Raw genomic sequence first — 26,179 nt, 5'->3', positions numbered from 1 at the left:
AAAAAACTTTCACATCCCTGCATTTTTCCGCTTGCGGGGGTCACGGTGAAACCGTAAAAGGCCCTCCACAAGCCAGCGTGGCCCGTTCGTCTATCGGTTAGGACGCCAGGTTTTCAACCTGGAAAGAGGGGTTCGATTCCCCTACGGGCTACCACTTGTGCTTGCGCCACTACCAAATGGCCCGTTCGTCTATCGGTTAGGACGCCAGGTTTTCAACCTGGAAAGAGGGGTTCGATTCCCCTACGGGCTACCATTTCCTTCCCTAAGTTCCGAATTTTTCGCGGCATAGATCTTTGATCTGGGTCCAAATCGATTTGTATTCTGGCGTGTTTTCCGCCGCATAATGGAAGTTCTTTATCAACCCGGTCAGCTGCGTAAACACTTGCCGTACTTCGGCTTTGTCCGAGAAGGCCGCTTTGGATTGCGTGACATCATAGATAAGCTTGAACGTCATTTTCTGCCGCTCCAGCGGAACGGTCGCATCGACCTTGTCGAAGGCGTCTTGCTGCAAGTAGACCATGTCAACAAACAGCGCTTTTTGCTGTGTTACAAAGTCGTCGATCGTGACACCCTCTTCCCCCGTGACCTGCATCATCTGGTCAACCTGTTCGCCCTTTTCGATCAGAGCGATCAGGTCGCGCACTTTACCCGTCCAGCCGGGTTCGGCATTCTTGTCGTACCAATCCGACAACTGATCTGTGTACCGAGACCAGCTGAGCATCGGGTCAACCGCCGGATAAAAGCGTTTATAGGCACGCTCGGACGACAGGCCGAGGAAGCACTTGACCGTCGACAGGGTGGATTGCGTGACAGGCTCGTCAAAATTACCGCCCGCAGGTGAAACCGTTCCGATCAGCGTCAGACTGCCCAGATCACCGTCGTTGGTTTTCAGGGCCCCTGCCCGCTCGTACAACCCTTTGATGGAGCTTTCCAGATAGGCGGGGAACCCTTCTTCGCCTGGAATTTCCTCAAGCTTGCCCGAGGTTTCACGCATGGCTTGCGCCCAGCGGCTTGTGCTGTCGGCGATCAGCAATACGTCATAGCCCATCTGCCGGTAATATTCGCCCAACGTAATGCCAGTGAAGATCGAAGCCTCGCGCGCGGCAACCGGCATCGAGGACGTATTACAGATGATAATTGTCCGATCCATCAGGCTACCCCCCGTGGTCGGATCGGTCATCTTCGGGAATTCCTCGATGGTTTCCACCACCTCACCCGCACGTTCACCGCAGGCTACAACTATCACGATATCGACCTTTGCGTTCCGCGCGATCAGGTTCTGCAATACGGTCTTGCCTGCCCCGAACGGTCCGGGAATACAGGCGGTTCCGCCGCGGGCAATCGGGAAGAACGTGTCGATCAAACGTTGTGAAGTCAGAACAGGCTCGGTCGGATACAGGCGCTCGGACAAGGTGCGTTTCAGGATGTTTTCCGGCAATGGCCGTCGAACCGGCCATTTCTGCGACAAGGTCAGAGTATGCTCGCCCCCGTTTTCGTCTTCAAGGCGCGCGACAATGTCATGGATCGTGGCCGCGCCCTTTTGTACCCAGACCACCTTGTATGTACCGGACCAATTGAATGGCAGCAAGATCTTGTGGCTAAAGTGTCCCTCGGGCACTGTCCCGATACTGTCCCCAGCAGTTACTGCGTCGCCAACCTTGACCGAAGGCGTAAAGGACCATTTCGCCAGCTCATCCAAGGGCGCCACATCTGCACCGCGTGGCAGGAAGGTGCCAAATTCGGCGGCCACTTTGGGCAGAGGCGATTGCAACCCGTCAAACACCTGCCCCAATAGTCCCGGCCCCAGCTCAACCGACAGCAACTGACCCGATTGCTCAACCGGATCGCCAACAGCCACGCCGTCGGTACTTTCATAGACCTGTACGTCTGCGGTATCGCCACGCACTCGCAGCACTTCGGCTTTCAGACGTTCCTGACGCCCACCGGGACTGGGGCGCGATGGCAAGATGAACACCACCTCGTTTTTGACCAATTGGCCTGGCTGACCGGTCGCGTCCGGGTTGGCTTGTATTTGCACAAGCCCTTCCTGAACCGAGACGACCCGTGCAGTCGAGGTTTGCTTAGCTGAGGTTGGGGCTGTCATGCGCTTGCTCCCTCAAAATCGATATCGGCGACATCGGCCATGGCCTGTTGCGCCAGTTTCTCAAATCGCTTGGCCGCCTCGGTGGCGCTGCTTTGCGCCCAGCGGTCGAAAATATTCCAGATCAGAACATAAATCGCGACCGCCTCAAAATCGAACATGTGGCGGGCTGCATGTCGTTTGAGTTGCTTGTGGCTGATCGACAAAAGCAGACGTTCCAGTCCAAGCGGATCTTCGTCTTCGAGCAATTGGTGCGCCTCTTTCAGCCACGGCATGGGCGTATCCAGCCCAAATGTAGGATCGGTCCAGTAGGCTGGAATGTGGCGGCTCCATCGTCCGACGCCGAACGAGCCTGAAGGCGCGGGTTCTCCGCGTTTTCTAAGGCGCAGTGCTGCAACAACCGAGCGGAGTTCCACGCGCTCCATAAAGAGCTTGCGTAAGGTGGGCTGTGGGATGTCCATCAACGCCTGTTTACAGCGCTGGATTGCCTGAACGTCAGTGACATCCATGTCATAGGCGCTCCAGCTCAGCGTGTGCTCAAGAACATTCAAGACCTTGGCATCATCCGCTGTCAGAGCCGTCAACCGACGGTCGAGCCTGATGCGCGAAAGCGGAGGCTGTTTGGCAACAAACAAGCGCTCCGATCCCGGAAGACTGCACATCAATGCGATATAGGCGTCCTGCTCTGACATCTCAGCGGATGACCCCTTCCAGAACGGCACGGAATCTCGGCTGCAAATGCTCCATTAGCAATGAAGCCACCGCCTTGTCTGTCAGGTCCAGAACGACTCCCTCGTCCTCTGCCCGAACGCGGATGCCTTCTTGGGTGTCGTCTGCCACATGCAGTTCGACATTCTCGCGCAGCATCTTCGCCGTCAGTCCAAGAACATACTTCGTCAGCTGACCAGATTGAATGTCATCCGCGTTTTGCTTGATGTCTTCCTGCGTGGCGACCTTGGTAGGCAAAATGACCTGAACCTTGCCGTCCAGATTGGCTCCCTCACTGGCCCGACCGACAACCTCCAGTATCATTTGCCTAAGAAGCTCAGGATCGGACATCTCTTTGGTCACAAGGCGTTCAACGTCTTCTTTGAAGCGATCCGTCAGACCGGCCTTCATGGTCAACACGGCGTCCCGCATCGCGGTGTTCAACGCTTCTTCACCCGCTGCACGGTAGTTGTCAGATTCTGTGCGGGCTTTCTTCTTAAACTCATCGGCTTCGCGTTTTGCATCCGCCAGAATGCGCGCGGCCTCGGCCTTGGCGTCTTCGCGCAGCTTCTCGGCTTCGGCCTGACCTGCGGCAACCCCATCGTTGCGCAGCTTGTCGATCAGGGCATCAACGCCATGTGAAATTGCTCCGGTCTGTGCCATCAGCTGATCCCCGCACTAATGACCAAGGCGAACACAAAGGCAAAAACACCAAAGCCTTCGATAATCGCAGCCGGTGCGAGCGCGAGGCCAAAAATTTCGGGCTTTTCCTTGGTGGCGTTGATTGCTGCCGCACAGGCTCGACCTTGCCAGATGCCGCAATACATCAGTGCAATGCCCGACAGAATGCCAATGCCGAACAATCCGCCTGCGTTTTCCGGTGTCACGGCGCGGTTCAGGGTGAACATGATGACAATCCCATAGATCACCATCGTGGACGGAAAGGCCGAAACGCCGACGAAACGCCCGTAGCCGCCTTCGGTTTCTGTCATGGCTCCGATACTGGCCATCCCCGCAATCGAACAGCCAATGGCGCTTGCCGCAGCCCCCAACGCCATAGGCGCATAGATGCCCAGCCAACCCAGTGTAAGAACAAGCTCATTCATTCCTGAACCTCCTTGCGGGCAAACGGACGAAACACGATGCCTTCATCCGGCAGACCCCATTTAAAGAATTCGATGTAATTGAGACGTAAGCCGTGGACGACGCCGCTCATCATGGCGAGCGCGAAGTTCAAAACGTGACCGATGATCAGGATCAGCAGCCCAAACAGAATGCCCGGCCCTTTCAGCGCCTGCATGACGGAAACGGCCAGATCGTTGAACGTGATCGCCAGCGACGCCGAAGCCAGACCAAGCGCAAACAGGCGCATATAGCTAAGGACATCGCCAAACGCGCCCATCGCCCCTGCTAGGCTTTGCAAGCCCTCGATCAGACGCCAGATCCAGTCTGTCGGCTTCTGGATCATCCGCTCACTGGAAAACAAGACAATCGCCGCAACGCCGAGGATCAGGATCGCCGACCCCGGCACAGGCGATTTGCCGTTCATATAGCTAAGCCACAGTACAAACCCGCCGATCAAGGCAGCAATCCAACCCAGATTGGCAATCGCCTTGCGTTGCCCCCACGCGGCATGGGCCGCTAATGCGTTGGCCAGAACCAGATGCAAGACACCAACCACAATCGACACCATCATCATTGCGCCGAAATTGTTCAAATCCAGCACCTTGAGCTTTGCCCAGATCGAACCTGCAGATGGAGAAACCCCAAAGTAACTGCCGACCAAGATGCCGTAGAGGATTGTAGCCCCAGAAACGGTCAGCCCATAAAGACGCCACGATCGCTGACCCGCAGTCGCGCCCATACGCTTCCAGAACAGCAAAAGGCCCAGCAGGATTACGACCCCGTATCCAGCATCTGCCACGATCATTGCGAAGAAGAACGCGAACGAGGCTGCGACGATCACGCTGGGGTCCCAATCCTTATAGCCGGGTACTTGATAAAACAGCGCCAAGTCCACCGCAGAACTACGTTTTTCAGGCTGTTCCAATAATGTGGGCGGGGTATCTTCCGGCCCCGGTTCTTCGATCAGAACTGCCGCATCTTTTGCTTTCGCCAATTCCAATACAGCGTCCATACGGTCTTTGGGGACCCAGCCCTGCACAGCAAAAACTGCCTCTTCATCGCGTACTTTCTGCTTTGCATGAGCCAGTTCGGCGGCGCTTTCTGCAACGGACAGGTTCCGGCGCATCAAGGTCAGATAGCGGGTTTGCGCCACGCGCTCTGCCTCTAAGGCCTCAAGCGCGATTTCGGCCTCCTCCAGTTGCGCCTCAAGCTCGTGAATGGGCAACGAACCCACATGCGTGCGCGGGATCGGAAGAATGTCATCGTCGGGCTCGTCGGGAGAGATCAGGACCGCGTAAAGAAATCGGTGGTCTTCTTCCAAAATCGCCCAGGGCAATTTGACCTCTGACAGAGCTTCACGGTGTTTCAGTGGCAACTGATAGAACCACAGCCGATTGCCTGCCAAAACATCCGTTGGCGGGAAGTCCAGATCACCCCAGGGCCGCACCTGAGCGATACGATGCGCCAGAAAATCCCGCCGGTCCATCGTATCCCGAGTGCGCTGCATGAGGTCAGTCACCTCATTCACGAAACCGTCCATGTCAAAACCGGGGTTTCGCTGGATCTGGCGCCGTGGCTCGGGAACTTCTGCAAGGAAACGCAACGCTTTATACGCTTCTCTTGCACCACGTTCGCTGATCTTTTCAGGTTCATTCGGCGGGGGAACAAGCGGTAGAACATGCATACAGCCAAGGTCTTGCAGCGCCTCAAGCGTGTCCGATTTTTGGGCTGCCGGCCCGATCAGAGACATCTTCTTCAAACGTGCGACGCTCATGTCAAAACCTCTCGCGCGTGTTTGCGTTTAGAGATTTTTGACTGCACGACCGCCTGCATTTGTTCGTCACTCAGATAGATGCGGATCTTCTTGATGTTGGCCTTGGCACGGGGGATCAGAACCTTTTCGAACAGGTTGACCCGCTGCGTAATCGTGGCCACCGCCTTGTCGAAAATGCGCACGCGCTCCTCGGCGATTTTGACCCGCAGGCGCGCTTCGATCATGTCATGTAGCAACTGCGCGGCGGCATCAACCCAATGGGGTTTGGCAAGCACGGAATAAGGACGCACGACAACTTCGATCCGGTCAAGGTCAGGCATTTTGACGCCAACCACGTTGACCTCTTTGACCTTGTAGTACTTAAGCTCAACCAGACCGTCCAGATCGATACCCTGCTGGGCCAGCATGGGAAGCTTTTCACCCACCTGCTGCGCTAGGGCCGCCACCTCTTGCTCAAGGCGTTTGACGTCCTCACGCGCTTTCACTCGTTCGGCCATCAACTGCTGGCGCTTCAGGTCCAGCGACGGCAGGAACCGCTCGTAGCTTTTCAGCTGCGTCTGCTGGCGGGCCAGTGACGATTTATTCAGCTGCAACCGCGCCATTGGCATCCTTTGGGAAATACTTGTCGATCAGGGTCTGTTTCATCAACAATTGTTCTGGCGCAAAACACTCTGCTAGTGTCTTCCAGCCCAGGTCCAGCGCCTCCTCCAGAGGGATGGAAACGTTGATGTTCATGAACCGTGCACGGAACAATCCTCCAAACTTCAGCAATTGATGGTCATAGTCGGAAAGATCAAACGCCATCGCCTGCTTTTGCGCGGCATCGCGGCTTTCTGAATAGAAACGGATCATCGTGTTCATGATCTGGCCGTGATCTTCGCGCGTGGTCTTGCCGATTACGTTCTGCTTGAGGCGCGACAGGCTGCCGAACGGATCAATCACGCCAGAGTGGAGATAGAACTGGCCTTCAGTGATGTAGCCGGTGTTATCGGGGACCGGGTGGGTTACGTCATTACCGGGCATCGTTGTCACAGTCAGAACCGTGACCGATCCACCCTTGGCGTAATCGCACGCCTTTTCGTACCGGCGTGCGAGCTGCGAATAGAGATCGCCCATATAGCCCCGCTGGGACGGCACGCGTTCCTGACTGATCCCCACTTCTTTCATCGCGTCGGCATAAGCTGTCATATCGGTCAGCAGAACGAGAACGCGCTTGCCCTCTTCCACCGCAAATTTCTCAGCCACCGCCAGAGCCATGTCAGGGACCAACAGTCGTTCGACCAAAGGGTCCATTGCCTGATTGACGAACATCACAGTGCGTGAGAACACGCCAGCATCCTCGAACGAAGTTCGGAATGTGTGGTAATCGTCAAAGATCAGCCCCAAGCCGCCGAAAACGACAATGTCCGCATCTGCCTGAATGCCGATTCGGCTGAGGAACGCGTTGAATGGCTCACCCGAAACTGAAAAAATCGGGATTTTCTGACTTTCGACCAATGTGTTGAACACGTCGATCATTGGCACGTCGGTGCGGATCATTTTGTTGGGAACGGCGCGCTCAGCCGGGTTTACGGTCGGTCCGCCAATGTCGATTCGGGGCTCGGAAGACAGATCTGGCCCACCGTCTATCGGCACCCCTGCGCCATCAAAGACCCGCCCCAGAATATTGGCCGAATACGGTGTCTGCATCGGGTGACCAAGAAAGGTCGCCGTCGCCTCGGTCGAAATCCCCTTGGTGCCGGAAAACACCTGAAGCGTCACAACATCCCGGTCGATGAAGATCGCCTGGGCCAATGTTTTTCGGCCATCTACAGTTTCAATGACGGCGAGGTCGTTGTATCGAACAGCAGGGTTTCCTTCGCCCTCAACCGGCACCCGAACTTTGATCGTGTCGCCTACAATTTCCAGAACTCGGGTGTATTTCAACAAGCTTCGGGACATCATCTACCCTCGCTGATCCAAGTTGTTTTCTGTTAAACTCGCGGCGTTGTTCACCGGCAATTTTTTGCAATAACGGCATTAGCTTACAACGAATTCACAAATTAGCAAATGAGTTCAACATCACCCATCCAAAGATGCCCGGGCGTCAATTACTAAAAATTTAGTTTGACAGGTACGCAAAAAATCGCTGATGCTGTCCGGCATCCGGTTACCGCCGGAAACCATAATCTTTGGGAGGAGACAGATGCGGAGACATCTACTTTCCGCAGTGGCGGCGGCTGCCGTCATTGCGGGGCACGGTCCCGTTTGGGCCGACGAAGCCGCAGCACAACGTTGGATCGACGACGAATTCCAGCCATCGACCTTGTCGAAAGACGAACAGATGGCAGAGATGCAGTGGTTCATCGAAGCTGCACAACCCTATGCTGGCATGGAAATCAATGTCCTGTCCGAGGGCATCCCGACCCATTCTTACGAATCCGAGGTTCTGACCAAGGCGTTCGAAGAAATCACCGGCATCAAGGTCAACCACCAAATCCTGGGTGAAGGTGAAGTGGTTCAGGCTGTTCAGACTCAGATGCAGACGGGCCGGAACCTGTATGACGGCTATGTCAACGACAGTGACCTGATCGGTACGCATTCGCGTCTGCAACTGGCCTATCCGCTGACCGACATGATGGGCGGCGATTGGGCGGCGACAACCTCGCCGACGCTGGACCTGGATGACTTCATGGGCATTCAGTTCACCACCGGTCCCGACGGCAAGCTGTATCAGTTGCCCGATCAGCAGTTTGCGAACCTTTACTGGTTCCGCAAGGACTGGTTCGATGACGAAGCCAACAAGGCCGCGTTCAAAGAAAAGTACGGCTATGATCTGGGTGTTCCGGTCAACTGGTCAGCCTATGAGGATATCGCCGAATTCTTCACCAATGACGTGAAGGAAGTCGACGGCGTCACGATCTATGGCCACATGGACTATGGCAAGCGCGCGCCTGACCTTGGCTGGCGTATGACTGACGCCTGGCTGTCGATGGCTGGTGCCGGTGACGTGGGCGAGCCGAACGGTGTTCCGGTCGATGAATGGGGCATCCGCATGGAAGCGGGCACCTGTAACCCTGTTGGCGCATCCGTATCGCGCGGTGGTGCAGCAAACGGTCCGGCTGCGGTCTATGCGATCCGAAAATGGGATGAGTGGTTGCGGGCCTACGCGCCTCCGGGTGCGGCGTCTTATGACTTCTACCAGTCGCTGCCTGCGCTCAGCCAAGGCAACGTGGCGCAGCAGATCTTCTGGTATACCGCCTTTACTGCTGACATGGTGAAGCCGAAGTCCGAAGGCAACAACACCGTGGATGACGAAGGCACACCGCTGTGGCGGATGGCGCCCAGCCCGCATGGCCCCTATTGGGAAGAAGGCCAGAAGGTTGGATACCAAGACGTGGGTTCGTGGACCTTCCTGAAATCGACCCCCTCGGATCGTGCTCAGGCTGCGTGGCTGTACGCTCAGTTCGTGACGTCCAAGACTGTTGACGTGAAGAAGTCCCATGTGGGTCTGACCTTCATCCGCGACAGCTCGGTCAACCACGAGTCGTTCACCGAACGCGCACCCAAACTGGGTGGTTTGGTCGAGTTCTATCGCTCGCCTGACCGTGTGGCGTGGTCGCCGACCGGCATCAACGTTCCGGACTATCCGAAACTGGCCCAGATTTGGTGGCAGCAGATTGGTGACGTGAACTCAGGTGCCTTTACCCCGCAAGAGGCGATGGACCGTCTGGCCGAAGAGATGGACATCACCATGGCCCGTATGCAGGCCGCGGATGAAAGCGCCGGTGTCTACGGTGGCTGTGGCCCCCGCTTGAATGAACCGCAGGATGCGTCCTTCTGGTTGGAAAAAGCAGGTTCGCCCAAAGCCAAGCTTGAGAACGAAAAGCCACAGGGCCAGACCGTCAACTATGACGAGCTGGTTCAGCGCTGGCAGTCTCAGTAAGCCAAAGCAATCGGGGATGCCGTATGCGGCATCCCCATCCCAAGGCCAGTGCGATGCACTGAAGGACCGGAACTCACGGACATGATCGAACTTCAAGACGCGACCAAAAGGGTCGGCAACGTCATCCATATCAAGCCCACAAACCTGAAGCTTCATACAGGTCACTTCAACGTTCTGTTGGGAGCGACCGGATCGGGCAAAACCTCTCTGATCAAGATGATGGCCGGGCTGGACCCGATCGCCTCGGGCAAGGTCCTTATGGATGGGCAGGACGTGACTCGGCTGAACACGCAAAAGCGACAGATCAGCCTGGTGCACCAATTCTTCGTGAACTACCCCCACATGACCGTTTTTGACAACATCGCCTCGCCCTTGCGCGTAGCTGGCATGGTAAAGTCCGAAATCGAGGGCCGCGTGGAAGAGGCCGCCGATCTGCTTCAATTACGCCCCATGTTACACCGCCGCCCGCATGAGCTGTCGGGAGGCCAACAGCAACGTACTGCGCTGGCTCGGGCCATCGCGAAAGAAAGTCGTGCGGTCTTCCTGGATGAACCGCTGGCGAACCTGGATTACAAACTGCGCGAGGAACTGCGCGAACAGTTGCCGGACCTGTTCGCTGGACGCGGCGCAGTGGTGGTTTACGCCACCTCGGAACCCGAAGAGGCTCTTTTGCTGGGCGGCTACACGGCCTTGATGGAAGATGGTCGCGTGACTCAATTCGGACCGACCGCAGACATTTACCGCAACCCTGAAAACATCGCCGCCGCGCGCGTCTTTTCTGACCCGCCGATAAACGTGGCCAGCATCACAGTTTCGGGCGCTCAGGCGCAACTGGCGGGCGGCGGAGGCTGGGCTGTTTCTGACATGGCTGACGGCGATTACATGGTTGCCGTGCGCCCGCACAGAGTGACGCCATTCCGTACGTCTGACGCGGACGTCGAACTGACAGGCCGCGTCATCGTGACAGAACTGTCCGGCTCGGATTCCAGTGCGCATTTTCGGCACGGATCGGATGACTGGGTCTCTCTGGCCGCTGGCGTGCACCCTTATCAGGTTGGTGAGGATCACAATTTCTACCTGAATCCGGCCCATTGCCGGTATTTCAGCCAAGACGGCAAGAGGGTGGCCTGACATGGCACAGATCAAGCTTTCAAACCTGCGACACAGCTACATGCCCGCGCCGAAAGGCCCCGAGGATTATGCGCTGAAAGAAATTGATGTGACCTGGCGCGATGGTGGGGCATACGCTCTGCTCGGGCCGTCGGGCTGCGGCAAGTCCACGCTGCTGAACATCATATCCGGCCTTCTTACCCCCTCGGAAGGTCGGATCCTGTTTGATGACCAGGACGTCACCGCCCTGCCCCCCGATCAGCGCAACATCGCACAGGTGTTCCAGTTCCCGGTGATCTACGACACGATGACCGTGGGCGAAAACCTGGCCTTTCCGCTCAAAAATCGGGGCGTAGATGCAGCGACGATCAAGCGCCGCGTCGATGAGATTGCCGAGATGCTGGACGTCACGGATATGCTGAATACCCGCGCCAGCGGCCTCAGCCCAGACAACAAGCAGAAGATCTCGATGGGGCGCGGTCTGGTCCGTGATGACGTGAACGCGGTGATGTTTGATGAACCGCTGACCGTGATTGACCCGCATCTGAAATGGAAACTACGGTCCAAGCTGAAAGAGCTGCACCAACGCGTCAAGGCCACCATGATTTACGTGACCCACGACCAAACCGAAGCGCTGACTTTCGCGGACGAAGTGGTCGTGATGCAAGAGGGCGAGGTCGTGCAGATTGGCACCCCGGTCGAGCTGTTCGAGCGGCCCCAACACACATTCGTCGGCCATTTCATCGGCTCACCGGGCATGAATGTTCTGCCCTGCGAGGCCAAGGGTGACCGCGCGGTGTTCGAAGGACACGAGGTCATGTTGGAAGGTCCCACCTTGGGCGAAGGTGGCCGCACCGATCTGGGTATTCGCCCGGAATACATCAGCTTTGGCGAAACAGGCGTCCCTGCGCATGTGACCAAAGTTGCGGACATCGGTCGCCACTATGTGGTCAGCGCCATGGTTGGAGACACGCCGGTAAAGGCGGTGGCGGAACACAACGCGCCCAACCCAGGCTCGCATGTCTTTCTGCAATTCAAACCAGAACAATCCCGCGTCTACCGTGACGGCTGGATCGCAACTCAGGAGCGGGCGCAATGAGAACGGAAAACCAAAAGGCCTGGTTCTTTGTCCTGCCAGTGCTGGCGCTGGTCGCGTTCAACGCGCTGGTGCCAATGATGACGGTGGTCAATTACTCGGTGCAGGAAACCTTCGGCAACAACCAGTTCTTCTGGGAAGGGCTTGGCTGGTTTGAACAAATCCTACGGTCGGACCGGTTCCAAGCGGCCCTCGGTCGGCAATTCCTGTTCACCTTCCTGATCCTGATCATTGAGGTTCCACTGGGCATCATCGTGGCGCTGTCCATGCCCCGCAAAGGGTTCTGGGTGCCGGTCTGTCTGGTCCTGATGGCGCTGCCCATGTTGATCCCATGGAACGTGGTCGGCTCGATGTGGAACATCTTTACCCTGCCCAAGATCGGCCTGCTGGGATACTTCTTGAATGATGTTTTGGGCATCAACTATGACATGACGCAACAGCCGATCTCGGCCTGGATCACTGTGATTGTCATGGATGTCTGGCACTGGACCTCGCTGGTCGTGCTGCTGTGCTACGCGGGCCTCGTGTCAATCCCGGACGCCTATTATCAGGCAGCCAAGATCGACGGTGCCAGCCCATGGTCCGTGTTCCGCTATATTCAATTGCCCAAGATGAAGACCGTCCTAACCATCGCCGTTCTGCTGCGCTTTATGGACAGTTTCAACATCTATACCGAGCCCTTCGTCCTGACCGGCGGTGGCCCCGGCAACTCAACCACCTTGCTGTCGATCGACCTTGTTAAGATCGCGCTGGGTCAGTTCGACCTAGGCCCGGCGGCCGCGATGAGCCTGATCTATTTCGCCATCACGCTGCTGGTCTCTTGGGTCTTCTACACACTGATGACAAAGGATGACGCGGAATGAAAAAGCGGTCCCTGATCCCGATCCTCTATATCGCGTTCCTGATGCTGCCGATCTATTGGCTGGTGGCGATGTCCTTCAAGACCACGAACGAGATTCTGTCGGGCTTTTCCCTATTTCCTCAGACCTTTACGCTGGAGAATTACATCACCATCTTCACCGATCCGACGTGGTATTGGGGCTATATCAACTCGATCCTCTATGTGACGATCAACACGGTGCTTTCGGTCTGTGTGGCACTACCTGCGGCTTATGCGTTCTCTCGCTATCGGTTCCTGGGGGACAAGCAATTGTTCTTCTGGCTGCTGACCAACCGAATGGCACCGGCGGCGGTGTTCGCTCTGCCGTTCTTCCAGCTCTATTCCTCCATCGGCTTGTTCGACACCCATCTGGCGGTTGCACTGGCACACACATTGTTCAACGTGCCATTGGCAGTGTGGATTCTGGAAGGCTTCATGCGCGGCATCCCGAAAGAACTGGATGAGACGGCCTATGTCGATGGCTATTCCTTCCCGCGCTTTTTCGTGACGATCTTCCTGCCCAACATCAAAGCGGGCGTCGGCGTCGCAGCCTTCTTCTGCTTCATGTTCTCATGGGTGGAAATGCTGCTGGCGAAAACCCTGACTGCAGTCGAAGCCAAACCCATCGCCGCCGTGATGACCCGCACCGCATCAAGCGCGGGGTATGAGCTGGGCCTACTGGCTGCCGCCGGGACGCTGACCATCATACCCGGTGCCATCGTCATCTGGTTTGTCCGCAACTACATCGCGCGCGGTTTCGCGATGGGCCGAGTGTGAGGTTCGATATGCGTAAACTACTATTCACCCTCCCCTTCCTGCCCACCATGGCTGTCGCTCAGCAAGCGGGTTGGGGCAATGTCGGCCAGCAAGAAGAAAAGGGGTTTTCCTGGACCGATCCCCTTTGGCCCGATTTCTGGATGGCATGGACGCCAGCAACTCTGGCCCTGTTCGTCGGTATCTTTTCGGCAATCGCCCTGATTGGCTTGCTCGAAGGGTTCAAGTACCGCGATGGGATCGAACGGCGTGGCGTGCTGGGATTGACGACCACATTGGGCGACAGGCTGTTCATCACGCTTCTCGGCTCGGCCTATATCTTCCTCGCCTGGCTGGGAATTGTCGGACAACCTGTCTGGACGCCACTTTTCCTGTCGATCGGCTGGGGTATCTTCGTCTTCTGGAAAGTTTAAGCTTTGCGAAACAGCGAAAGGATGCTTGTCTGTCAGGCATACGAACCATGACGACACCGAGATCGATGCGAAAGAAAAAGACGACTAATCTGCTGACCGAGGTCGAACTGGAGTTCATGAACGAGCTCTGGGCTCTCGGGGAAGGCTCGGTGCGCGATGTCCTGGACCGCCTGCCCTCAGAACGCAATCTGGCCTATACGTCTGGTGCCACGATCCTGCGTATTCTGGATGAAAAGGGTTTTGTGGAAAGCCGCAAGTCAGGAAAAACCCTGATCTATACGCCGCTTTTGGAAAAGGACAGATATCAGGCCCGTTCGCTGCAAAACCTGTCCCGCACTCTGTTCGACGACACCCCAGCCACACTGGTGGCACGGCTCGTCGATGATGCCGGACTGAGCGAAGCCGACCTGGAGGACATTCGAGCGCTGGTAGAGAGGAGACTGCAAAATGACAGCGGTTAGACCGGTTCTCGACGCATATATCGAACTCAACATAGTGCTGGCATTGTCGGCGGCCATCTGGTTGATGGCACGCGTCGCCCTGACCCGCACGACTCTGCGCCATGGCTATGTCGCACAGCTGCGCGCACTCAAGGTTCTGTGCATTTGTATTCTGATCAGCCCTTTTCTAGCGTTGGGTGTGTCGTCTTTGGCCGCTCACGCATGGCCGGGGAGCGCCGTCGCCCTTGGCGACATAGCGGTTGCCGCTTATCTGCGCGGTGATATCGCCATGCCTGCCGTGCAGTTCGAGGCCCTGCTGAATACACGTGAAAGATGGGTCGATCTTGCTTTGTCAGGACAGCAGCCCGTTTTCATCTCACTCGCCGCCCTGTTCGCTGTCGCTGCGGCTGTATATGCCATTCGAGCTTTACGGGACGCCGTGATGATCCGCCAAACGGTCAGGTCCAGCTTCCTTTGGCGGCAATCAGCAAAGGTGGATATCCGCCTTTCGGATCGCATTACCGTGCCGTTCGCGGTGCGCGGGCTGCGCCGCCGTCATGTCGTTCTGCCCAGCCATCTTCTGGACACACCGCGCGAATTGCGCTTTGCGCTGGCCCATGAGTTTCAGCACATTCGCGCGGGCGATGTGGAATGGGAACTCGGCTTTGAGCTTCTGCGCCCTCTGCTGTTCTGGAACCCGGCATACCTGATGCTCAAGTACCAATTCGGCCGCTTGCGTGAACTGGCATGTGACCAATCCGTTGTTGCGCGCAATAGGATCGATGCGCGCGAATATACCACGTGTCTTCTGGACTATTGCGCGCGCACTCTTTCAACGAGAAATCCACGCGTCTTAAACGTTGCCTTTGTGACCGGTGGAAAAGCCAAACGCGTACTGCGTCAGCGCGTGATTGCATTGACCGATGCACAGCCCGCCGAGACGCCTTTGCCAGCGGTGTTTCTTGGCATGTCACTGACGTTCGCCACCCTTCTGGCGCTTGGGGCGGCTTCGATCCAGCAAACACAAGACTGGAGCCATGACCGTCTTATGCTGTCGACCGTGGTCAATCTGGAACGTCTTGAGGCACGCAATCAGGGCAACTGATGCGATGCGTTACCAGCCGCGGCGCCCAAACAGGGAATGAATCCGGCCCTGATCCACAAATGGTTCGGGCGCGAGCAAACGTCTTAGTCGGCCAACCACGCGCTCAACCATGACCCAGCTGATTAAGGCGAAAATGACGCCGCCAAAAGCTTGTCCCAACAGAACACCGGACGCCCCCGCGAGATTTGATCCGATGGTTGCGAAAACCCAGGTTCCTACCGTGTGACGCCCCCAATTGATCCAAGTTGAATAGACTGGATGCCCAAGATTGTTAAAGCTGGCATTCGAAACAAAAATCACACCGTTGAAAAACGATGCCAGCGCCAGAGGTCCGCAGAACAAATAAATGAGAACCCGAGTTTCACCTTCGGCCGCAAACAAATCCGCAATCGGCGCCCGCAAGAGAAACAGAATCGCAGCCATACCCAGAACATAAAGCCCCGTGAATTTGATTCCGGCCAGAAAGGCCGTACGCACCCGATCGAATTTCTCAGCTCCGAAATTCTGCCCGATGATTGGCCCTATTGCCCCCGACAAGGCAAAGATGACCGAAAAGGCCACTGGAAGCAGACGACCTATGACGGCCATACCCGCCACCGCGTCCGTTCCGTATTGCGCAATTTCCCGCACAACGATGGCATTCCCAATGGGCGTAGCTACATTTGTCAGAACGGCAGGAATCGCGATGGCCCGCACAGGGCGCAAGTCCTGTGCCACCTGCTTCAAAGACGGGCGTGCAAAGCCCTGATGAACCCGCAACGCGGGCCACAGCGCCGCCGCCAGCATGCACAGCCGCGCCAGAACCGAGGCAATCGCGGCCCCATCCAGCCCCAGCCCCACAGCAAAGATCAGGATCGGGTCCAGAACGGCATTCACCACTCCGCCATAGATCGTTGCCATCATCGACCGTCGTGCATCGCCACGAGCGCGCAGCACGGCCATGGCCGCCATGGCAATCGACATGACGCACATTGTCGGCAGGATGATCGAGACATAGCGCATTGCCAGCCTAAGAACCTCACCTTCTGCGCCAAGCAATGACAACAGATGGCTAAGGTTCAACAAGACCAGAACGGGTACGACCAACCCGACGATCAAACCCAGCACCGCCACACTGGACGCATAATGCCTTGCCTGTTCGGCCCGCCCCGCCCCAAGTTCCCGTGCAACCAGCGCCCCGGCAGAAATCGACAAGCCGATATTGATCGCGTTGGTGAAAAACAAAAGCGTTCCAGCGTAACCCACCGCCGCAGCCAACGCGTCGTTGCCCAGCATCGAAATGAAGACCATGTCCACAAAGTCGACTGCAAAAATTGCCATCAGCCCGATGCTTGTCGTCAACGACATGCGGGTGACATGCCGCATCAGATTGCCGCTCAGGAATACGGCTTCGGTTTGAGATTGGTTGGACATTCTAACCTGTGGTGGTCGGTGTGTTATCCCGCCAGCATCACAGATCACCGCCACGGGTCAACGGTTTCGTTCCGATCTTTATGGTCGCGGATGAACACCCGACACAACCCGCTATCCCGTTTTGCCATCTACAGCCCCATGAGGACGTGTTAGAACTGCCGAAACACCAATTGTCCGAGGTGAGGCAGAGCATGAAACTGGAATTCCACCACATCAACTTCGTGGCTGATGATGTTGATCGTATGCATGATTTTTACACTAACGTGCTGGGGCTGGATGATATCCCGCAGGATAATTTCCCGCGCACCGAAGCTGACAAACACAGCGGCTATGACGGCAAAATCCGCTTTGCGACCGAAGGCAACATGCAGATGCATTTGGCCCAGCGCGCCTTTGACGTGGCCTTCAAGAACGGGCGGGTGATCAACCCAGTCGAGCGCGGCCACATCGCCTTTCGCACCGATGATCTACCCGCCTTCCTGAAGCTGCTGGACGAACGCGGCATCCCCTATTCAGACTATGGGACTACATTTGCGAAAGAGTGGCATCAGGTGTTCTTTCACGACCCCGAAGGCAATGTGATCGAAGTCCATCAGCAGGTCGTTCAGGACGACTGATCCGTAAAGGGCGGAACCAACCGCCCTCTCCCGGACCCTGGCCCTCAGACAAATCTGTTGACGTAGTTTTCCAGTATTTCTTGACGCCCTGATCTCGGCTGCGGATTGATCCCCTCGGCCAGAACCCGCTCGGAAATCTCGTCCAGGCCCGAAGCCAGCATCGCCTGCGCCTCGGGCGTCTTCCAGCCTGCGTAGCGGTCAGCCAGCGCCTGCTCCAAACCGCCATCTTCAAGCATTGCAGCCGCTGCTTTCAGGCCCCGGGCGCAGATGTCCATCCCGCCCACATGCGCGGCAATCAGATCTTCGGCGTCGATGGATTGTCTGCGCAGCTTGGCGTCGAAATTGGTGCCACCTGTGGTGAACCCGCCCGCTTTCAGGATGTGGTAATAGGCCAGCGCGACTTCGGGCGTGTTGTTAGGGAACTGATCCGTGTCCCAACCCGATTGATAGTCGTTCCGGTTCATATCGATGGACCCCAGCATCCCTTCGGCTGCGGCCACGGCGATCTCGTGCTCAAAGCTATGCCCCGCAAGGATCGCGTGCCCCTGTTCAAGGTTCAGTTTGACCTCATCCTCAAGCCCATACTTACGCAAGAAACCGATGCAGGTGGCCGCGTCAAAATCATACTGGTGCTTTGACGGTTCCTGCGGTTTGGGCTCAACAAGGATCGCGCCTTTGAACCCGATCTTGTGCTTGTACTCGACCACCATGTTCAGGAACCGGCCCATATGATCCAGCTCGGTCTTCATGTCAGTGTTGAGCAGAGTCTCATACCCTTCGCGTCCGCCCCAAAGCACATAGTTCTCGCCGCCCAGCTTGTGGGTGGCGTCCAGGCAGGATTTCACCGTGGCCGCAGCAAAAGCATAGACATCGGGATCAGGGTTGGTGCTGGCACCGCCCATCCAGCGGCGATGACTGAACATATTAGCCGTGCCCCACAGCAGCTTGGTGCCTGACACCTGCATCTTTTCACCGATATAGTCGGTGATCTCGTTCAACGTGCGCAGATTGTCCGCGAAGTTCCCCTGCTCGGGGCGAATGTCCGCATCATGCCAGCACAAGTAAGGCTGCCCCAGGATCTGAAACATCTCAAAGGCCACATCGGCCTTCATCTTGGCCCGCCCCATGTCGTCCTGCGGGTGCCAGGGGCGCTCGAAAGTGGGGCCTCCAAACGGATCCCCCCCTTCCCACGCGAACGAGTGCCACCACGCCACGGCAAAACGCAAGTGATCCTCCATGCGTTTGCCCATGACGATCTCGTCCGGGTTGTAGTGACGGAATGCGAGCGGGTTCTTACTGCCCTCGCCCTCGAATTGGACCTGCTCGATCCCTTGAAAGAAACCGCTCATCATCTCGTTTACCTCATTCCGTCTTTTCGCCGGGCTTCTTGCCCAGAATAATCATCGACAACAGGTCGTCATCAGTGACATCAGGGATGTCCACGGTACCAACCAATTGCCCGTTCTTCATGACCGAGGCTCGGTCGCACAGCTCCATCACCGCATGCACATCGTGGTCAATCAGGAAAATCCCGATGCCTTGCGCCTTTAGCTGTTGGATCAGGTCCGCCACCATTTGCGTTTCATGCGGACCCAGCGCGGCCGTAGGCTCGTCCATGATCAGGATGCGTGCGTTGAAATACACCGCGCGCGCAATGGCCACTGATTGCCGCTGACCACCCGACAGGGCCGAAACAGGATCGTTGAACTTCTGAAAATTCGGGTTCAGCTGCGCCATGATCTTGCGGCATTCAGCCTCCATCGCAGCATCGTTGACCAGACCAAAGGGGGTGACCATCTCGCGCCCCAAAAACAGGTTCGAGCTTGCATCCAGATTGTCTGCCAGCGCCAGCGTCTGATAGATCGTCTCGATATTGTTGGCGCGCGCGTCACGCGGGTTGTTGATCTCAACCTTCTTGCCATCAATCAGGATTTCACCATGGTCCATCTGATAGGCGCCCGAAAGCACCTTGATCAGAGTGGACTTACCGGCCCCATTGTGCCCCAGTAGGCCCACAACTTCGCCCGGGTACAGATCAACTGAGACGTGGTCTACCGCCTTGATGCCCCCGAAAGAAATCGAGATATCGCGCATTTCCACAAGCGGAGGCTGGCCGGAACCACGGCCCGAAGCTTGGTTCTGTGTTTCTTGAGCTTGCATCATTTCGCCCCCAGACGTTTGCGATAGACGATGTCGATATAGACAGCCAAAACCAGGACAGTGCCGACGACGATGTTCTGGAACGGCGCATCCACGCCGACCATGGCCATGCCCGATTGCAGCGCCTGCATGATCAAAGCACCAAGGATTGCGCCGTAGATCGTACCAATACCACCCGACAGAGCGGTTCCACCGATCACCGCAGCAGCAATCACGCGCAGTTCATCCAGCGTGCCAATATCGTTCGAGTGGTTGGCCAGACGGGCCGAAGCCACAACCGCTGACAACGCACACAAGAATCCCATCAGAGCAAAGATTTTGACGGTCATCATGCGCGTGTTGATACCGGACAACTCTGCCGCATCCGGGTTGCCGCCAGTGGCAAAGATGTAACGGCCAAAGCGGGTTTTGCGGGCTACAACGGTCAATGTCACGGCCACCAGGATCAGGATCAGAACCGAGATCGGAATGCCGTAGCCAACAATCAGCCCCTCGGGCAAGGTCTCACCCCGCGCTTCGAACATCCGTTCCAGACGGCGGGTCGGGATTGCATAGCTGTTGACGATCAGGACATAGCCCATGATGGCGATGCCAATGATTCCAGCCAGAGTTGTCTCAGCCCAAACAGGTTTCACAGGGAACCCGTGGGCGGCTTTGGACCGGCGGCCGCTCCACAACGCCCAGATCGCAATAGCAGTGGCGGCAAGGCCGAACAAAAGGCTGACGGTAGTTCCCAACGTGCCGTTTGTCCCCCCGAACATCAGGAAGTTGCTGTCCAGCGGGCCGATTGTCTGGCCATCGGTCATGTACCAGGCAACGTTGCGCCAGACCAGAAAACCGCCAAGCGTCACGATAAAGGCCGGAATGGTCAGGTAGCCCACCATCCAACCATGGAAGGCGCCGATCAATGTGCCCACCACAAGACCCACGACCAAAGTGATCGCCCAGGTCGCCGGGTGGTTCAAACCCATTCCCAATACGTTGGGCAATAGCTCGGTCTGAGTCATCGCCATGACCGCAGATGTGGTCGCCAGAAGCGCCCCAACCGACAGGTCAATATGGCGCATGACGATAATGAACACCATGCCACAAGCCATGATCGCAACCGAAACGGTCTGGATCGACAGGTTGAACAGGTTTCTGGGTGTCAGAAAACGGCCATCCGTAACGATGTTGAAGCCGATGCACAGGATGATGAAGGCGCCGATCATGCCCAATAGCCGCATATCCAGTTCCAGCTGCTGGAACAGGTTGGCCTTTGCTTTTTGGGGTACCGGCTGAGACGAAGTTTCGGTCATATCCGATCTTTCATGTTCAGCTATGATCTCTGGCCCACCCTTGCGGGCCAGAGACGTTGTGATTTGGAACTTGGTTTAGTTACAGGGCGCAGGGCCGTTTTCGACGCCCTGGCAAAGGTCTTCCAGCGGGATCCAGCCCGCGTCGACCACAACGGTCAGGTTGTCCTTGGTGATCGGCACAGGCGCCAGGAAGACCGAGTTCATCTCGGTGCCACCGGGCGAGGTCCAGCTGATCGCGCCTTCGACATCCGCAGGGCTTGTTCCGCTGCTCAACGCAACCGCGATTTCACCGGCAGCTTTGCCCAGCTCACGTGCGTCTTTCCAAACCGAGACGGTCTGCGTGCCCTTGGCAACACGGTTCAGCGCCGCGTGGTCACCATCCTGGCCCGAGACCGGAATACCGTCCATGCCTTGCGCGGTCAGAGCAGCAACAACGCCACCAGCAGTACCGTCATTCGAGGCGACCACGGCATCAACGTTGTTTTCGTTCGCTGTCAGGATCTGCTCCATGTTGCGCTGCGCGTTCGCAGGCAGCCAGCCGTCGGTATAAGCCTCACCCACAATCACGATGTCACCACTATCAACGGCGCCCTGGATGATCTCTTGCTGACCACCACGCAGGAAATCCGCGTTCGGGTCGGTGGGCGAACCCTTGATCATCACGTAATTACCCTTGGGCATCGCGTCGAATACAGCGCGCGCTTGCATCCGGCCAACTTCTACGTTGTCAAAGGTCAGATAAAACGCCCGGTCATCTTCGATCAGGCGGTCATACGCGATAACTGGAATGCCCTCGTCAGCGGCTGCCTGAACCGCCGGACCAATGGCCTGAGAGTCTTGTGCCAGAATGATCAGTGCATCAACGCCCTGAGCAATCAGACTTTCAATGTCCGACAACTGCTTGGCCGAGGACGATTGCGCATCCGACGAAATGTATTCGGCTCCACCCGCCTCGAGCGCGGCTTTGATCGCGGCCTCGTCGGTCTTCCAACGCTCTTCCTGGAAATTCGACCAGCTGACGCCCACAACAGGTTCGGCAAAAGCGGCCGTACCCATCAACACCGCCACAGCGGAAGCGCTGAGAATTCTTTTCATGATTTCCTCCCGGTTTCATTGAGCCATCGCTTCATGATTCGTGGCCCCGATAATTCTGAGTAGCATATTTATTTCAGTCGGTAAAATATTTATGCTATCGGTAACAGAAAAAACCGCCTAGGTTGAAACAGGGATTAGATTCGCGAGGGCAAGATGCTGAAAAGCAAAGCTTCTTCAAACGCCACGGACCAAAGAAACATCACCCGATTGCGGGTGCTGGAGCAGATTCGCGCAACCGAAGCCATCTCGCGAATTGACATCGCCACGGCGCTTGAAACCAGTCCTGCAACAATCACATCTGCCACAGCAGACCTGCTGTCCGCCGGTCTTATCCAGGAAATTGAAGGGGAGTCGCAGTCAAAATCCACACGTCGTGGCAGGCCACGTGTGCTTTTGAAACTGCACGGCGGTTGTCACATGATTGCGGGTGTAAAGGTCGCGCGGCATCAGATCTCGGTCATCTTGGTGGATTTCGAAGGTACCGAAATCGCCTCTTATACCCATCCATTGGATGAGGCGCGTATGGCACCCGAAATCTTCACACAAACGATCCGCACTGCCCTTGACCTTGCCTGTGGCACTGCGAACCGGTCGCTGTCTGATCTGTCCGGCGTCTGTATCGGCATTGCGGGGTTGATCGACGCAGAAAAGAACTTTGTACATTGGTCGTCTTCTTTGACAGAACGCAACGTAGACCTGAGCCCGCTCTTGTCCAAGGCGCTGCCCTGCCCCGCCTTTATCGAAAATGACGCCAATCTGGTGGCCAAGGCCGAGCAATTGTTTGGGCTGGGAAAAGGGCTGAAAACATTTCTGGTTGTGACCATCGAACACGGCATCGGTTTGGGTATCGTCGTTGATGGCAAACTTTATCGCGGCGAGCGCGGATGCGGCGCGGAGTTCGGGCATTTGAAGGTTCAACTGGACGGCGCGCTGTGCCAGTGCGGACAGCGCGGATGTCTGGAAGCCTATGTCGGAGAATACGCGTTGATCCGCGAAGCGACGATTGCCAGCCAGGCCACGGATCCTCGCACACTTACAGATATTCTTACGGCCGCAAATGCCGGCGATGCTCGGTCGATTTCCGTACTGTCCCGGGCCGGTCAAATGTTTGGAATGGGGGTTTCGAACCTGATCAATTTGTTCGATCCGGAATGCATTATCCTGTCCGGCACAAGGGGCAGTTTTGAATATCTGCACTCGGAAGACGTAATGACGCGTATCAGAAACGGTGTCGTCAGCGTTGACGCACCCCTGCCCGCGATCAAAGTGAATCACTGGGGGGATTCAATGTGGGCAAAGGGGGCGGCTGCTTATGGAATCGAACAGGTCTCGATTCTGAAAGTCAGGGAATTGGCGGCACATGCGAACTAGTTTGGCTTTCCTGCTGACCACAGCAACAACCGTTGCGGCGGATGCGCCTTCCCCGCAGTTTTTTGGCGTTGACGTTCAACCCCATATCTATGACGGCGGGTGGGAACATTTTGTGGGCGGTGGGGTCGCTGTTTTCGACTGTAATGGCGACGACCGCCCCGAACTTTTTGCTGCCGGAGGTTCAAACCCAGCGCAGTTTTTTGTGAACGTATCCGAGGAAGACATTCAGTTTCGGGCAGACACGCCCAGCGCTTTGTCCCTGACTGGTGTGACCGGCGCATATCCGGTGGATGTAGATGGCGACGGGTTGCTTGACCTGGCAGTTCTGCGCGTGGGTTCAGATCTGTTGCTGCGCGGCGGGCCGGATTGCGCGTTCGACCTTTTCAACTCGCTGAACTTCACTTCTGAGGATCATTGGACCACGGGTTTCTCTGCCACTTGGGAAAGCGGGCAAGCGCTGCCCACGCTGGCGTTTGGCACCTACGTTGACCGCAACAACCCCGATGGACCATTTGAGACATGCGGGCCGACTTTGCTGTATCGACCGGATGGCAGCTCATATGGCGTTCCCGTACATCTGGAACCCGGGCACTGTTCCCTCTCGGTACTGTTTTCCGACTGGGCGCGGTCGGGGCGTGCGGATCTGCGTGTCAGCAACGACCGTCACTACTATGTGCGCAACGGGCAAGAGCAACTTTGGGCGATGGAGAACACCCCACGCCTTTATGAGCACGCAGACGGATGGCTGCCGTATTCGATCTGGGGCATGGGCATCGCCTCGCGAGATTTGACCGGCGACGGGTTTCCAGACGTCTACCTGACCTCGATGGGGGATCAAAAATTCCAGACATTCGATCCGTCGACTAAGGGGCCGACATGGCGTGACGCGACCTATGATCGGGGGACGACAGCACACAGGCCACACACAGGTGGTGATGGTCGTCCTTCAACCGGCTGGCACGCCCAATTCGGTGACGTTAATAATGACGGGCGGGACGATATTTTTGTCGCTAAGGGCAATGTCGAACAGATGCCAGACGCTGCACAAACCGATCCAAACAACCTACTGATACAAAACGGCAATGGGCAATTTGTCGAAACAGCAGAACAAGCGGGCGTGGCTTCTATGGCAAAGTCCCGCGGCGGGGCCTTGGCCGATCTGAACGGGGATGGCTGGCTGGACATGGTGGTCGTCAATCGCGGTTCATCACTGGAGGTTTTTCAGAACAAGCCGCAAAATGGCAACTGGTTGATGGTGGATGTGGGTCAAGCACAACCCAACCGCTTGGCCATCGGCAGTTTTATCGAGGTCAAAACGGACGCCGGAGTGCAGACCCGGGAAGTCACAGTTGGCGGCGGTCATGCCAGTGGCATTGCTGGATTTCACCACTTTGGTCTGGGCGATGCGGAAAGCTTACAGATCAGGGTGATCTGGCCCGATGGCAAAGCAAGTGATTGGCGGACCGCCAACCCCAATCAGGTGATACGCCTTAGCCGCTGACCGCTGACCGCTGACTATTGGTCAACGGGCAAACCGCTTGGAACCGTCTTGGGCACCCCCAACCGAACTGCCGGGTCCTCCAGAGTGCCAAGGAAACTCAGGATGGCGTTGATGTCATCATCGCTCAGGCTCATTGGGGCCAATGTGTTTGAGGCGGCAATTGCCTCCACATGCGTGGGGTCTTGCATAGCCTGGGCATCCAGCGCGCCATCAAATTCGGGCAGTTCGGCTTTCTCGACCGAATAATTGCGCAAGGCTGCCACAGGATCCAAATGGTGACGCACCACATCTTCAAGCTCAGCATACGCGCCACTGTGCCCATAGGGCGCGGTCAGTGTCACGTTCCGCAATGAGGGCGTGCGAAAAGCAAACGCATCCCTTGCATCCCCTGTGACGCGCAACCGCCCGTCATCGCGCACGTGGTTTTCGAACCTGGCCGCTTTTCCGGGGCCGATCTGGGGCATGGCGATGGAATGGAAACTGTGATCCGTCTGGAACCATCCGCTATGACAACTGCTGCACCCGGCCTCACCGTAAAACAGGGTCATACCCAATTGCGCTGTCGCGGGCAGAGTTTCTTCACCCCGCATCGCGCGGTCAAAAAGGCTGTTATCTGCCCGCCATTCAAAAGCGATGAAATCCGCGATGACATTGGCGATGGCGGTAAAGGTGATCTCTTCCCCGGGCGCGACGTCCTCAAACCGCTGCGAATACTCCGGTATCCCCGCCACCCGCGCCGCGATCAGGTCCCAGGCCCCGCCCTCCTGGGTCAACAAGCCAAGCCGTACCGCCTTGCTCACCTCGTTTTCAGAATAGTGACCCGCCATCTCGTCAGGTGAAAGCACCGGGAACATCGCTTGCGCAGCCAGAGCCGATTGAAAGCCGCGCCGCATATCCGTCCCCAATGGCGTTCTGATGCCATTAGGTTGTGACGGATCAGCCTCCAGCCGACCATCATGAAAAAAAGTTGTGAATTCCAACGCACCAAGATTCCACAGGCCCGGCGAGTTTCGCGGAATCCGCTGTTCGGGAGAGTTGTCCTGAGTGATCTTACGCTCGGCCCCAAGCCCCACACCGCCTTCTCCGATTCCAAGTGAAAGCCCATCAGACGTGCCCAGTTTCGGATGATGGCAAGTCGCGCAACTGATATTCTTGTTCCCCGAAAGAATGGGGTCGTAAAACAACAACTGTCCCAGTTCGACACGTTCCAGGTCCGGCTCAAGAAATTTCGGAACGGGTCCAAGGTCCTGCGCCTGAAGTGCTGATGCCATCA

General features: G+C 56.8%; 24 protein-coding genes and 2 tRNA genes. 13 read left to right on the top strand and 13 right to left on the bottom strand.

Features of this window, described 5'->3' with window-relative positions; genetic code table 11:
• Window positions 1-79 precede the first annotated feature (79 nt).
• Window positions 80-154, top strand: a tRNA-Glu gene (locus GOV89_RS02145).
• Between the two features lie 24 nt (window positions 155-178).
• A tRNA-Glu gene (locus tag GOV89_RS02140) sits at window positions 179-253 on the top strand.
• A 9-nt stretch (window positions 254-262) separates the two neighbouring features.
• Here the strand turns inward: GOV89_RS02140 and GOV89_RS02135 are convergent.
• From GOV89_RS02135 to GOV89_RS02105, 7 genes are read right to left on the bottom strand one after another with little or no spacing between them, the layout of a single operon-like run.
• Window positions 263-2,104, bottom strand: a complete 1,842-nt coding sequence (locus GOV89_RS02135; protein ID WP_171237338.1) for a V-type ATP synthase subunit A — start codon at window positions 2,102-2,104, stop codon at window positions 263-265.
• Window positions 2,101-2,823, bottom strand: coding sequence for a hypothetical protein (locus GOV89_RS02130; RefSeq protein WP_171237337.1), 723 nt, complete (start codon window positions 2,821-2,823; stop codon window positions 2,101-2,103). Before GOV89_RS02130 ends, GOV89_RS02135 begins: the two co-directional genes overlap by 4 nt.
• Window positions 2,795-3,472 carry a hypothetical protein gene (locus GOV89_RS02125; RefSeq protein ID WP_171237336.1) on the bottom strand — a complete coding sequence of 226 codons (678 nt, stop codon included), beginning with the start codon at window positions 3,470-3,472 and terminating at the stop codon, window positions 2,795-2,797. Before GOV89_RS02125 ends, GOV89_RS02130 begins: the two co-directional genes overlap by 29 nt.
• Window positions 3,472-3,915: an ATP synthase subunit C gene (locus GOV89_RS02120; RefSeq protein ID WP_171089197.1), complete on the bottom strand. Its 444-nt coding sequence runs from the start codon at window positions 3,913-3,915 to the stop codon at window positions 3,472-3,474. The genes GOV89_RS02125 and GOV89_RS02120 overlap by 1 nt, the downstream gene beginning before the upstream one ends.
• Complete coding sequence (locus GOV89_RS02115) at window positions 3,912-5,708, bottom strand: V-type ATP synthase subunit I (protein WP_171174901.1); 1,797 nt, start codon at window positions 5,706-5,708, stop codon at window positions 3,912-3,914. Before GOV89_RS02115 ends, GOV89_RS02120 begins: the two co-directional genes overlap by 4 nt.
• On the bottom strand, window positions 5,705-6,310 hold the full coding sequence (locus GOV89_RS02110) for a V-type ATP synthase subunit D (RefSeq protein ID WP_171237335.1): 606 nt from the start codon (window positions 6,308-6,310) through the stop codon (window positions 5,705-5,707). The genes GOV89_RS02115 and GOV89_RS02110 overlap by 4 nt, the downstream gene beginning before the upstream one ends.
• Window positions 6,288-7,649: a V-type ATP synthase subunit B gene (locus tag GOV89_RS02105; protein ID WP_171174905.1), complete on the bottom strand. Its 1,362-nt coding sequence runs from the start codon at window positions 7,647-7,649 to the stop codon at window positions 6,288-6,290. The genes GOV89_RS02110 and GOV89_RS02105 overlap by 23 nt, the downstream gene beginning before the upstream one ends.
• 244 nt (window positions 7,650-7,893) lie before the next feature.
• On the opposite strand from GOV89_RS02105, the gene GOV89_RS02100 reads away from it, so the two are divergent.
• The 8 genes from GOV89_RS02100 to GOV89_RS02065 all read left to right on the top strand — a co-directional run bounded on the left by GOV89_RS02100 (window position 7,894) and on the right by GOV89_RS02065 (window position 15,451).
• On the top strand, window positions 7,894-9,633 hold the full coding sequence (locus GOV89_RS02100) for an ABC transporter substrate-binding protein (protein ID WP_171237334.1): 1,740 nt from the start codon (window positions 7,894-7,896) through the stop codon (window positions 9,631-9,633).
• An 81-nt stretch (window positions 9,634-9,714) separates the two neighbouring features.
• Window positions 9,715-10,764 (top strand): ABC transporter ATP-binding protein, encoded by a 1,050-nt coding sequence (locus GOV89_RS02095; RefSeq protein WP_171237333.1) that lies wholly within the window; start codon window positions 9,715-9,717, stop codon window positions 10,762-10,764.
• 1 nt (window position 10,765) lies between these two features.
• The gene (locus GOV89_RS02090) at window positions 10,766-11,842 is read left to right on the top strand and encodes an ABC transporter ATP-binding protein (protein WP_171237332.1); all 1,077 of its coding nucleotides are present in this window, start codon (window positions 10,766-10,768) and stop codon (window positions 11,840-11,842) included.
• Entirely contained in the window at window positions 11,839-12,702 is an 864-nt protein-coding gene (locus tag GOV89_RS02085; RefSeq protein WP_171089183.1) for a carbohydrate ABC transporter permease, read from the top strand. The genes GOV89_RS02090 and GOV89_RS02085 overlap by 4 nt, the downstream gene beginning before the upstream one ends.
• A complete protein-coding gene (locus GOV89_RS02080; protein ID WP_171236423.1) occupies window positions 12,699-13,496 on the top strand; it encodes a carbohydrate ABC transporter permease in 798 nt (265 codons plus the stop codon). The genes GOV89_RS02085 and GOV89_RS02080 overlap by 4 nt, the downstream gene beginning before the upstream one ends.
• An 8-nt stretch (window positions 13,497-13,504) precedes the next feature.
• Window positions 13,505-13,906, top strand: coding sequence for a DUF2160 domain-containing protein (locus GOV89_RS02075; protein WP_171174917.1), 402 nt, complete (start codon window positions 13,505-13,507; stop codon window positions 13,904-13,906).
• A gap of 65 nt (window positions 13,907-13,971) precedes the next feature.
• The gene (locus tag GOV89_RS02070; protein WP_171174919.1) at window positions 13,972-14,367 is read left to right on the top strand and encodes a BlaI/MecI/CopY family transcriptional regulator; all 396 of its coding nucleotides are present in this window, start codon (window positions 13,972-13,974) and stop codon (window positions 14,365-14,367) included.
• Window positions 14,354-15,451, top strand: a complete 1,098-nt coding sequence (locus GOV89_RS02065) for a M56 family metallopeptidase (protein ID WP_171237331.1) — start codon at window positions 14,354-14,356, stop codon at window positions 15,449-15,451. Before GOV89_RS02070 ends, GOV89_RS02065 begins: the two co-directional genes overlap by 14 nt.
• Before the next feature lie 9 nt (window positions 15,452-15,460).
• On the opposite strand, the gene GOV89_RS02060 is transcribed toward GOV89_RS02065, so the two are convergent.
• A complete protein-coding gene (locus GOV89_RS02060) occupies window positions 15,461-16,864 on the bottom strand; it encodes an MATE family efflux transporter (protein WP_254451489.1) in 1,404 nt (467 codons plus the stop codon).
• A gap of 191 nt (window positions 16,865-17,055) precedes the next feature.
• On the opposite strand from GOV89_RS02060, the gene GOV89_RS02055 reads away from it, so the two are divergent.
• Entirely contained in the window at window positions 17,056-17,481 is a 426-nt protein-coding gene (locus tag GOV89_RS02055) for a VOC family protein (protein WP_171237330.1), read from the top strand.
• Window positions 17,482-17,525: 44 nt separating this feature from the next.
• Here the strand turns inward: GOV89_RS02055 and xylA are convergent, their stop codons facing one another.
• The 4 genes from xylA to xylF all read right to left on the bottom strand — a co-directional run bounded on the left by xylA (window position 17,526) and on the right by xylF (window position 21,995).
• Complete coding sequence (gene xylA, locus GOV89_RS02050) at window positions 17,526-18,830, bottom strand: xylose isomerase (protein ID WP_216601824.1); 1,305 nt, start codon at window positions 18,828-18,830, stop codon at window positions 17,526-17,528.
• 13 nt (window positions 18,831-18,843) lie between these two features.
• The gene (locus tag GOV89_RS02045; RefSeq protein WP_171174927.1) at window positions 18,844-19,641 is read right to left on the bottom strand and encodes an ATP-binding cassette domain-containing protein; all 798 of its coding nucleotides are present in this window, start codon (window positions 19,639-19,641) and stop codon (window positions 18,844-18,846) included.
• Window positions 19,641-20,939 (bottom strand): sugar ABC transporter permease, encoded by a 1,299-nt coding sequence (locus GOV89_RS02040; RefSeq protein WP_171237328.1) that lies wholly within the window; start codon window positions 20,937-20,939, stop codon window positions 19,641-19,643. Before GOV89_RS02040 ends, GOV89_RS02045 begins: the two co-directional genes overlap by 1 nt.
• 75 nt (window positions 20,940-21,014) lie before the next feature.
• Window positions 21,015-21,995 (bottom strand): D-xylose ABC transporter substrate-binding protein, encoded by a 981-nt coding sequence (gene xylF / locus GOV89_RS02035; RefSeq protein ID WP_371732105.1) that lies wholly within the window; start codon window positions 21,993-21,995, stop codon window positions 21,015-21,017.
• Between the two features lie 192 nt (window positions 21,996-22,187).
• Between xylF and GOV89_RS02030 the strand changes: the two genes are divergently transcribed.
• The gene (locus GOV89_RS02030; RefSeq protein WP_171174933.1) at window positions 22,188-23,405 is read left to right on the top strand and encodes an ROK family transcriptional regulator; all 1,218 of its coding nucleotides are present in this window, start codon (window positions 22,188-22,190) and stop codon (window positions 23,403-23,405) included.
• Complete coding sequence (locus tag GOV89_RS02025) at window positions 23,395-24,906, top strand: CRTAC1 family protein (protein ID WP_171237327.1); 1,512 nt, start codon at window positions 23,395-23,397, stop codon at window positions 24,904-24,906. Before GOV89_RS02030 ends, GOV89_RS02025 begins: the two co-directional genes overlap by 11 nt.
• Before the next feature lie 14 nt (window positions 24,907-24,920).
• On the opposite strand, the gene GOV89_RS02020 is transcribed toward GOV89_RS02025, so the two are convergent.
• Window positions 24,921-26,177, bottom strand: a complete 1,257-nt coding sequence (locus GOV89_RS02020) for a cytochrome-c peroxidase (RefSeq protein WP_254451488.1) — start codon at window positions 26,175-26,177, stop codon at window positions 24,921-24,923.
• Between the last annotated feature and the right edge of the window lie 2 nt (window positions 26,178-26,179).

Origin of the sequence: Ruegeria sp. HKCCA5763, assembly GCF_013034545.1 — a bacterium.
In the GTDB taxonomy this organism is placed as follows: domain Bacteria; phylum Pseudomonadota; class Alphaproteobacteria; order Rhodobacterales; family Rhodobacteraceae; genus Ruegeria.
Note: the sequence above shows the minus strand (reverse complement) of the source record. Positions and strands in the feature narration are given on the sequence as shown.

What these genes read in the sequence shown, in the direction of transcription:
- GOV89_RS02060 (WP_254451489.1), bottom strand. Translation starts at nt 16,864, where the DNA reads ATGTCCAACCAATCTCAAACCGAAGCCGTATTCCTGAGCGGCAATCTG.
- GOV89_RS02065 (WP_171237331.1), top strand. Translation starts at nt 14,354, where the DNA reads ATGACAGCGGTTAGACCGGTTCTCGACGCATATATCGAACTCAACATA.
- GOV89_RS02110 (WP_171237335.1), bottom strand. Translation starts at nt 6,310, where the DNA reads ATGGCGCGGTTGCAGCTGAATAAATCGTCACTGGCCCGCCAGCAGACG.
- GOV89_RS02120 (WP_171089197.1), bottom strand. Translation starts at nt 3,915, where the DNA reads ATGAATGAGCTTGTTCTTACACTGGGTTGGCTGGGCATCTATGCGCCT.
- GOV89_RS02020 (WP_254451488.1), bottom strand. Translation starts at nt 26,177, where the DNA reads ATGGCATCAGCACTTCAGGCGCAGGACCTTGGACCCGTTCCGAAATTT.
- GOV89_RS02055 (WP_171237330.1), top strand. Translation starts at nt 17,056, where the DNA reads ATGAAACTGGAATTCCACCACATCAACTTCGTGGCTGATGATGTTGAT.
- GOV89_RS02135 (WP_171237338.1), bottom strand. Translation starts at nt 2,104, where the DNA reads ATGACAGCCCCAACCTCAGCTAAGCAAACCTCGACTGCACGGGTCGTC.
- GOV89_RS02090 (WP_171237332.1), top strand. Translation starts at nt 10,766, where the DNA reads ATGGCACAGATCAAGCTTTCAAACCTGCGACACAGCTACATGCCCGCG.
- GOV89_RS02085 (WP_171089183.1), top strand. Translation starts at nt 11,839, where the DNA reads ATGAGAACGGAAAACCAAAAGGCCTGGTTCTTTGTCCTGCCAGTGCTG.
- GOV89_RS02100 (WP_171237334.1), top strand. Translation starts at nt 7,894, where the DNA reads ATGCGGAGACATCTACTTTCCGCAGTGGCGGCGGCTGCCGTCATTGCG.
- GOV89_RS02040 (WP_171237328.1), bottom strand. Translation starts at nt 20,939, where the DNA reads ATGACCGAAACTTCGTCTCAGCCGGTACCCCAAAAAGCAAAGGCCAAC.
- GOV89_RS02070 (WP_171174919.1), top strand. Translation starts at nt 13,972, where the DNA reads ATGCGAAAGAAAAAGACGACTAATCTGCTGACCGAGGTCGAACTGGAG.
- GOV89_RS02025 (WP_171237327.1), top strand. Translation starts at nt 23,395, where the DNA reads ATGCGAACTAGTTTGGCTTTCCTGCTGACCACAGCAACAACCGTTGCG.
- GOV89_RS02115 (WP_171174901.1), bottom strand. Translation starts at nt 5,708, where the DNA reads ATGAGCGTCGCACGTTTGAAGAAGATGTCTCTGATCGGGCCGGCAGCC.
- GOV89_RS02075 (WP_171174917.1), top strand. Translation starts at nt 13,505, where the DNA reads ATGCGTAAACTACTATTCACCCTCCCCTTCCTGCCCACCATGGCTGTC.
- xylA (WP_216601824.1), bottom strand. Translation starts at nt 18,830, where the DNA reads ATGAGCGGTTTCTTTCAAGGGATCGAGCAGGTCCAATTCGAGGGCGAG.
- xylF (WP_371732105.1), bottom strand. Translation starts at nt 21,995, where the DNA reads ATGGGTACGGCCGCTTTTGCCGAACCTGTTGTGGGCGTCAGCTGGTCG.
- GOV89_RS02105 (WP_171174905.1), bottom strand. Translation starts at nt 7,649, where the DNA reads ATGTCCCGAAGCTTGTTGAAATACACCCGAGTTCTGGAAATTGTAGGC.
- GOV89_RS02030 (WP_171174933.1), top strand. Translation starts at nt 22,188, where the DNA reads ATGCTGAAAAGCAAAGCTTCTTCAAACGCCACGGACCAAAGAAACATC.
- GOV89_RS02080 (WP_171236423.1), top strand. Translation starts at nt 12,699, where the DNA reads ATGAAAAAGCGGTCCCTGATCCCGATCCTCTATATCGCGTTCCTGATG.
- GOV89_RS02125 (WP_171237336.1), bottom strand. Translation starts at nt 3,472, where the DNA reads ATGGCACAGACCGGAGCAATTTCACATGGCGTTGATGCCCTGATCGAC.
- GOV89_RS02045 (WP_171174927.1), bottom strand. Translation starts at nt 19,641, where the DNA reads ATGCAAGCTCAAGAAACACAGAACCAAGCTTCGGGCCGTGGTTCCGGC.
- GOV89_RS02095 (WP_171237333.1), top strand. Translation starts at nt 9,715, where the DNA reads ATGATCGAACTTCAAGACGCGACCAAAAGGGTCGGCAACGTCATCCAT.